Consider the following 7,042-nt stretch of genomic DNA (forward strand, 5'->3'; position numbering starts at 1 on the left):
TTTTGAGCTTTCATCATGATCAACTTCCTGCTGTTCGGCCATATATTTTAATCTCTTTGCTGTTATTAACTTTTCCTTTTTAATATAATTCAGCGACGTATTGATGATTGCTTTGATTAAATAACTCTTTACAGAATGTTGGATTTTTAAATGTCCGGCTTTATTCCAAATGGTAATAAAAACATCATGAACTATTTCTTCTGCAGCTTCCTGGGCACCAACATACCGGTAGGCTATGGAGAATAACTGCTCGTAATATTTCTTATATATCACTTCAAACACCTTCTTATCCCTCGAAGCAATAGCATCGATCAAGATTGAATCATCATGAATATGGCTTATTGATAACATGCTCATTATAATTCCGGCTAAAGTTGTTTGAGTGTAAGCCTACCTGAAATTTCAGGGGTCATTATAATGGTATTTATCGCAACAAACCACAGCCCTTTTAACAAGCCTCGTTCCTGAAGTGGATTTAATAACAAAGTGCCTGATATCTTGGCAGAAATTTCATTTTCCTTTTCTAATTTATATAATTGCTTCACTAAGGATCCTTCACTCCCTTTAATTCCGCTTCTTAAGGTAATTAATAGAGGCGCTACATTAGTATACTCTATAGCGTAGCTTAATATTTTTGTATCCTCATCATACTTACCTTTCAATACTGCTGTACCTTCAGAATTGCTATTAGTGCCCTTTTTATCAATCCTGGCAGTTACCACATATGCTCTTACCGGCGGTTTAACCTTCGCTTCATCAGCGGTAACTTCCTTTTTACATGCCCCCATACTAAACAATATGAAAACAATAGTAATCTTTAAAATAAATATTGTTGCCTTATTCCACCACATTTTAATTACCTAGGGAGCTAAAATACTAATTCCGCAGATGATTAATGTTAGATTTAAAATTTGTTCATTACTGTAATTACCTGTTCAACTTGTTGTTCTGTATGAAAATAAGAAATTGGCAAGCTTAAAGTCGTTCTATGAATCAGTTCCGCAATGGGAAAAGATCCTTTGATGCTCCCTTTTAATGCTTTTTGCTGATGGGGAGGTATAGGGTAATGTATTTCTGTTTTAATGTTATTTTTTAGAAGGTATGCCTTTAATTTATCCCTTTCCTGGTGTCTTACCGTATAAATGTGGTTTACGTCTTTATAATCCTCGTGTATAACCGGCCTGGTAAACTCAGGCTTAAGGTTTTCCTGATAAAGTGCGGCAAGCTTTTTTTTATGTGCGTTGATGTCATCAAGAAAGGGCAGTTTAACAGATAAAAAGCCTGCTTGAATTTCATCAAGTCTTGAGTTAACACCTATATAACTGTTATGGTATTTTTCATGACACCCATAATTACGCATTGCTTTTATCTTTTCAATAACTTCTGTGTCTGAAGTAATCAAAGCACCAGCATCTCCGAGCGCACCTAGATTTTTTGTAGGGTAAAAGCTGAAAGCCCCAAAGTGGCCAAAGGTCCCTGTCATTTTTCCTTTATAAGTTGCCCCATGAGATTGTGCACAGTCCTCAATTACTTTAATTCCATTTTGTGCTGCTATAGCTAAAATGGGATCCATATTACAGGCTTTACCATACAAATGCACCACCAAAATTGCTTTTGTGTTTGGACTGATTTTTTCCTCAATTTTAGCAGGATCAATATTATAAGTATCCAGGTCTGGCTCAACTAAAACAGGAACCAATCCATTTTGGCAAATCGCTAAAATTGTTGCTATATAAGTGTTTGAAGGCACAATTACCTCTGCCCCTTTGGGAAAGTCAAAATATTTAAGTGCAAGTACCAGCGCATCTAAACCTGAAGCTAAGCCTGCACAATAGTTACTCCCGCAATAAGAGGCAAATTCTTTTTCAAATTGAAGAACCTTGTTTCCCAGAATAAACCATCCTTTTTCTAAACTATCAGCAAAGCTTTCTTTATAGCGCTCCGTGAAAGGTTTGTTTAGCAGGAACAAATTTTCATACTCTATCATATTCATAACTGTAAGGAGCGTATATATAATCACTGGCTTCGAAGTAGGCAGATGCCAAAACCATCAGGATAGCATCCTCGCTAAAGTTGGACATAGAATGCCAGTCTTCAGGTTGAATAAGCAAACATTTATCTGGCGAATCCAAGGTAAAAGAAGTTTCTTCGAGGCCGTTATTGTTATAAATGCAGCACTTTCCACGTATGCATATGGCAGCCTGCTGCGTTTGATGGTGCCGATGTCCACCACGCTCAGAATTGTCAACGCCATAAATGTAAAATATACGTTTGATTTCGAAAGGAACAACCTTTTCAATTACAGTTAGGTTACCACGGCTATCTGTAAAGGTTTTCAAGTTAATTAAGGAAGCCAAAATTCAGTGCGTTTTTTTTGTAAATATTTTTATAGTAGCCTCTTAGAAAGAACAATAAAGATCTTCCAAGAACTTCTTTTACCCATTGGATGTCGTCTGTTATCTCATGTGGTATAATATCTTTTTGTTGGCCCCTAATCGTCTTTTCTGCCATTGAAAGCGAACGGCTATAAGGTCTATAAATATGCTTTACCGGATTCCTTAATATCTTATATGCTTTATTAGACAAACTATAGGAGTTATTACGTGTATAGTGGAAATCATGGTAATGATAAAAGACAAGGTCAAATTGCTCTCCGGTCAATATTTCTTCACCAATAACCTGCTTTTCGCTTGTTTTAAATGAATACTGCTGCACATTCCATGGAGCAACCCCACCACCCAAGTGTTTTAACACATGTACGGTGCTAAACTTGCTTTGCCAGTCATCAAGATATTTTTGATCACCAAACTTTCCATCTTCAAAAAGATTAAAGCACCAATTGATACAAGCATCTACCCACCAATTTAGCACTTCCATGCCTTCAGTGGTGTGTTTAAAAGTCATGAATTGAACGCAATATTTACCGCTCTTTTCTGTTTGATCGTGACAAGGAGTGTACCTGTGTTCGGTTATTAAAACTGATTTATTCCCCATCTCAGCAATCAATACAGCAGGATCTTTAAAAAACAATAAATCGGCATCTATATAAGTACAGTGCTCGAGCTTAAAAGTTTCAAGACAAAATTTGATGGTAGATGATGCGCAAGTCCAACAATATTCTCCTGCTGTTCTACTTGGTTTTACCGCTAACAACCTCTCATTTTCAAATTCTTTTAAACTAATGATGGTTGCGCATGAAAGGTTAAGGTCAGATAACAATTTGAAACAATGGTTATCAAAGGCAAAAATATATAGATGGAAGTCGGCACACTGCTTTTCCAGAGATTGGTACATTGCCAATCCACGAGACAAATAGGTAGTGTTAAATAACGTACAAAATGAAAGCATAGTTTATGGATTAACAGGTGTATTTAGAAAGATTAATAAAGTAAAAGCCTTTGCTATAGGCAACAGGTTTACCGTCAATAGTGAAGGTTTGTTCACCATCTACATAAGAAGGGAATTCGGCAACGCGTTTATATCCAGAGAAATGATTTAAAAAGCGCTCTTTATTGAAGAACCATGCAGGATAAGAGGCTTCATATATTTCTGGTGGAACAATCTGCAGCGTTAAACGGTCATAGGGTGCCTTATTAAAAGCTGTGCGGTCAAAAAACAAAAAATCAAAGTTAAATTTGGCTAGTTTTTGAAGGAAAAGATGAGGCTCTTCAAGGTATTGAACAGAGCTGGAAAGCAGCACAAAGTCAATTTCTTTTTCTGTTAAACAAGCTTCAATGCTAGGGAAAAATTTAAGTGTTTGGTCTTCAAAATCTTGTTTGCCCACAGCCACATAATGCTCCTGCTCCACAACATTCCAGCTTGCACATATTTCAGGTGTCAAAAACTCCCTTACCTGGTAATAAGTGCTGCCTAAAGAACCACCAAAGTCGAGGATATTTAGAGGCTTCTTCTTTAGGGAAGCGCTATGGATTAAAAAAGTAATTAAAACATAGGGGTATTCTTTTTGATCAAAGACAACAGAATCCCGTTCATAAACAGCGGTGCCGGATTTTACTTTTAACAAGGAGTCTCTCGTCCTGTTAATAATATTATCGGTTTGATAACCATCAGCTTTCGCACTTACTGCGGCCCAGGAAGAATAATCTCCAAACCATCCGTATTGATCTTTTTTGCGCCTGGAAAATAAAGCTTTGAACATACATGTATAAATATGTTCAGAAGACAACCGTATTGGAAAAAGGTCCTATATGATGGGAAGAAATAAATCAACCATATTAAAACTGGGAGAGCTGCAGATTAAGCCAGCCCATATTCAAGACAAATTAATTTATTGCAAAAGGAAGAAAAAGAGAATTTAAGAAAGATTTAATGTCACCGAATTGCGCACTGGAAATACCGCAACACGCAAACCACATGGCAATGCTAAGGAATGCCATAAATAACCTAGTGCAATTGACGGACCAGGATTGGGAATTTTTAGTTCCTCATTTAACATGTCGCAACCTGGTCAAAAGGGAATGATTCATTTAACCATTTACCGCCCGGTGCAACGGAATTGTAGCATTTAAATGTAAGTCAGTGAAAAAAATAACTGGCTTACTTATTATTGATGTGAGCCGATATGAGCCAATAAGAACCGATAATGGGCCGAGAAATTATAACAGATTATAATATGATCCAGGACCTACGCCCTGCCTTTCAATCAGCTTCAATGTGATCAGCTTGTCAAGCATTCTCTTAACAGTTGAATTGGACATCCCCAGCTTTTTAGCGATCTCGCTAGTTTTAATTCCAGCGTTGCTTTCTATAATATAAAGTAGCTGTTTTTCTTTAACTGAAATGCTTTGTTCAACACCACGTGAATCCAGTTTAACCATTAAAGCATTCTGAATGTTTCTGAGGCTGGACAGAAAAAACAAAACCCACTCGGTAATGTCTTCACCTGGCCTTTGTACCTGACAAGCTCTTAGCACTCTGTAATATTCTGTTTTTTGACTTTCAATTTCATGTTCAAAACTTACATATCTAATCCACTGATAACCGTTTTTTCTTAAAAGAAGTGTAGCAAGCAATCTGCTTAGCCGTCCATTGCCATCTTGAAAAGGATGTATAGATACAAACTCATAACAAAATAAAGCAGACTTAACCAACGGATGGGTTTCTATATCGTTATCATACCAAAACATCATTGCGCGCATAGCATCTTCTGTAGGAAATCCAGGTGGGGTGGTTTGGAAAATGATCTCACTGGTACCATCAGGTAGATGAGCTTCAACAGCATTAGTATGTTGTTTATAGTTGCCTTTATGCCACTGGTCTTTCTGGCTGTATTTCAAAAGCTGGTTATGCAAATTCTTCAATCCATTTTCTGAAACTGGCAAATGTTCATAGCTCTCATCAATTAAATCAAGGACTTCAAAATAACCAACAACCTCCTGCTGGTCACGCTCCTCCAGTTTTGAAATGTCCATATTCTTTAAAAGAACATCAACCTCCATATCATTTAATCTCGATCCCTCTATACGTGTCGATGCCCCCACACTCCGAACAGTAGCAATTAACTTTAATTCTTTGAGGCTTTGACCTTCTCTTCTTTCAATTGCCTGCCAAGCTGCATCAAAACGGTCTATATCGCTAATTAAAGTGATCAATTTCCAATTTAAATCCAGTGTTTCTGTATGTACATTAACTGAGCTCATATACAAATATAACTAAAAGCACTTAATAAATGAGCCGATATGGTCCGATAAGAACCGATAATGAGCCGATAGCTAAAATAGCGGATACAAGTGGCTTGTTACTTATCGTCTGAACTGAAAAGCCGAGTACAACTCCAATTAGGTTATTAGCAATATTCCAGGATAAAGCATACTGCTAGCAGGAATGCGATACTATTTCCAAAGTACCTGAGGTCTTCTCCAGATTAGTCCTTCAAAATTTTCACCACATTCTATAGAAGTGTAACACCTCCTAAAAATCGGACTGCACAAAAGGCGAAAATTCGTAACTTTAAAGCAGCAAGATGAAGAAGTCAAAAATTAGTGAATCGCAGATCGTAGCAGCGATCAAAGAACATGAGTCAGGAAAAACGGCAGCAGATATTTGCCGTGGCCTTGGCGTGCACCAGGCTACCTTTTATAATTGGAAGAAAAAGTACTCTGGTATGGACAACCAGGAACTACGCCGTTTGAAAGAACTGGAAGAGGAAAACAGGCGTTTAAAGCACATGTATGCAGAATTAGCGCTAGACAATAAGATCCTAAAAGATGTACTTTCAAAAAAGTTTTAAAGCCCTGCCAGCGTAAAGACATGGTTACTTATGTGGTTACTACCCACAAAATAAGTATTAGCAGGGCTTGCCGGACGGTAAGCTTGTCCAAATCCATGTACTACTATAATAAAGTAAAAGACGACACGGAAACAATTTCAAAACTGCAAGAATTAGCTGAGGCCTATCCTACCGAAGGCCAGGATTTATATTACGGTAGAATCCGGCAACAAGGCTATAAATGGAATTATAAACGTGTTCGTAGGGTATATTTATTGATGGGTTTGAACCGGCGAAGGAAAGCTCGCAAACGGCTTCCAGAACGTGTAAAGGAGCCTTTAGTACAACCAGATCGCTTAAAAGAAAGCTGGTCTGTGGATTTCATGAGTGACGTGCTGGTGAATGGCAGGAAATTCCGTACCCTAAACGTGATTGATGATTATAACAGAGAAGCTATTGCTATTGAAGTAGCCCATTCAATGCCTGCACTGCAGGTTACCCGCTTATTGGACCGAATCATAAAAGAACAAGGGAAACCAAAAAGAATAAGGGTTGACAACGGACCGGAATTTATCAGCAAAGAATTCCGTGAATGGTGCTTAAATAAAGATATCCTGATCCAGTTCATCCAACCTGGCAGGCCCATGCAAAACGGCTATATCGAACGTTTTAACCGTTCATTCCGGGAAAGTATTTTAGATGCCTACTTATTTGAAGATATTATGCAGGTTCAAATCCTGGCCGAAGAATGGGTATGGGATTATAATCATAAAAGGCCGCATGAAGCCTTAGGTGGTAAGACGCCGAATCAGT

9 protein-coding genes are annotated in these 7,042 nt (G+C 37.8%); 2 read left to right on the forward strand and 7 right to left on the reverse strand.

The genetic code is table 11. The annotated features are described in order from the left end of the window. From ACR2F7_RS12965 to ACR2F7_RS12995, 7 genes are all read right to left on the reverse strand, one after another. A partial coding sequence (locus tag ACR2F7_RS12965; protein WP_432713980.1) for an RNA polymerase sigma factor occupies positions 1-357 on the reverse strand: 357 nt, incomplete at its 3' end. 11 nt (positions 358-368) lie between these two features. After that, positions 369-851 carry a CHRD domain-containing protein gene (locus ACR2F7_RS12970; protein ID WP_432713981.1) on the reverse strand — a complete coding sequence of 161 codons (483 nt, stop codon included), beginning with the start codon at positions 849-851 and terminating at the stop codon, positions 369-371. 53 nt (positions 852-904) lie between these two features. Further along, positions 905-1,993: a DegT/DnrJ/EryC1/StrS family aminotransferase gene (locus ACR2F7_RS12975; protein ID WP_432713982.1), complete on the reverse strand. Its 1,089-nt coding sequence runs from the start codon at positions 1,991-1,993 to the stop codon at positions 905-907. Beyond that, positions 1,974-2,339 carry a sugar 3,4-ketoisomerase gene (locus ACR2F7_RS12980; protein WP_432713983.1) on the reverse strand — a complete coding sequence of 122 codons (366 nt, stop codon included), beginning with the start codon at positions 2,337-2,339 and terminating at the stop codon, positions 1,974-1,976. Before ACR2F7_RS12980 ends, ACR2F7_RS12975 begins: the two co-directional genes overlap by 20 nt. Position 2,340: 1 nt before the next feature. After that, positions 2,341-3,348: a glycosyl transferase gene (locus ACR2F7_RS12985; RefSeq protein WP_432713984.1), complete on the reverse strand. Its 1,008-nt coding sequence runs from the start codon at positions 3,346-3,348 to the stop codon at positions 2,341-2,343. 10 nt (positions 3,349-3,358) lie between these two features. Next, entirely contained in the window at positions 3,359-4,159 is an 801-nt protein-coding gene (locus ACR2F7_RS12990) for a methyltransferase, TIGR04325 family (protein ID WP_432713985.1), read from the reverse strand. Positions 4,160-4,616: 457 nt separating this feature from the next. Next, positions 4,617-5,660, reverse strand: coding sequence for a Fic family protein (locus ACR2F7_RS12995; RefSeq protein WP_432713986.1), 1,044 nt, complete (start codon positions 5,658-5,660; stop codon positions 4,617-4,619). Between the two features lie 323 nt (positions 5,661-5,983). Here ACR2F7_RS12995 and ACR2F7_RS13000 point away from each other — a divergent pair, with 323 nt between their 5' ends. Together ACR2F7_RS13000 and ACR2F7_RS13005 are read left to right on the forward strand one after the other, a co-directional pair. Continuing rightward, positions 5,984-6,250, forward strand: a complete 267-nt coding sequence (locus ACR2F7_RS13000) for a transposase (protein WP_432713987.1) — start codon at positions 5,984-5,986, stop codon at positions 6,248-6,250. 20 nt (positions 6,251-6,270) lie between these two features. Further along, on the forward strand, positions 6,271-7,042 hold a 772-nt coding region (locus tag ACR2F7_RS13005), incomplete at its 3' end, for an IS3 family transposase (RefSeq protein ID WP_432713988.1).

This window comes from Pedobacter sp., assembly GCF_045628745.1.
GTDB lineage: Bacteria > Bacteroidota > Bacteroidia > Sphingobacteriales > Sphingobacteriaceae > Pedobacter.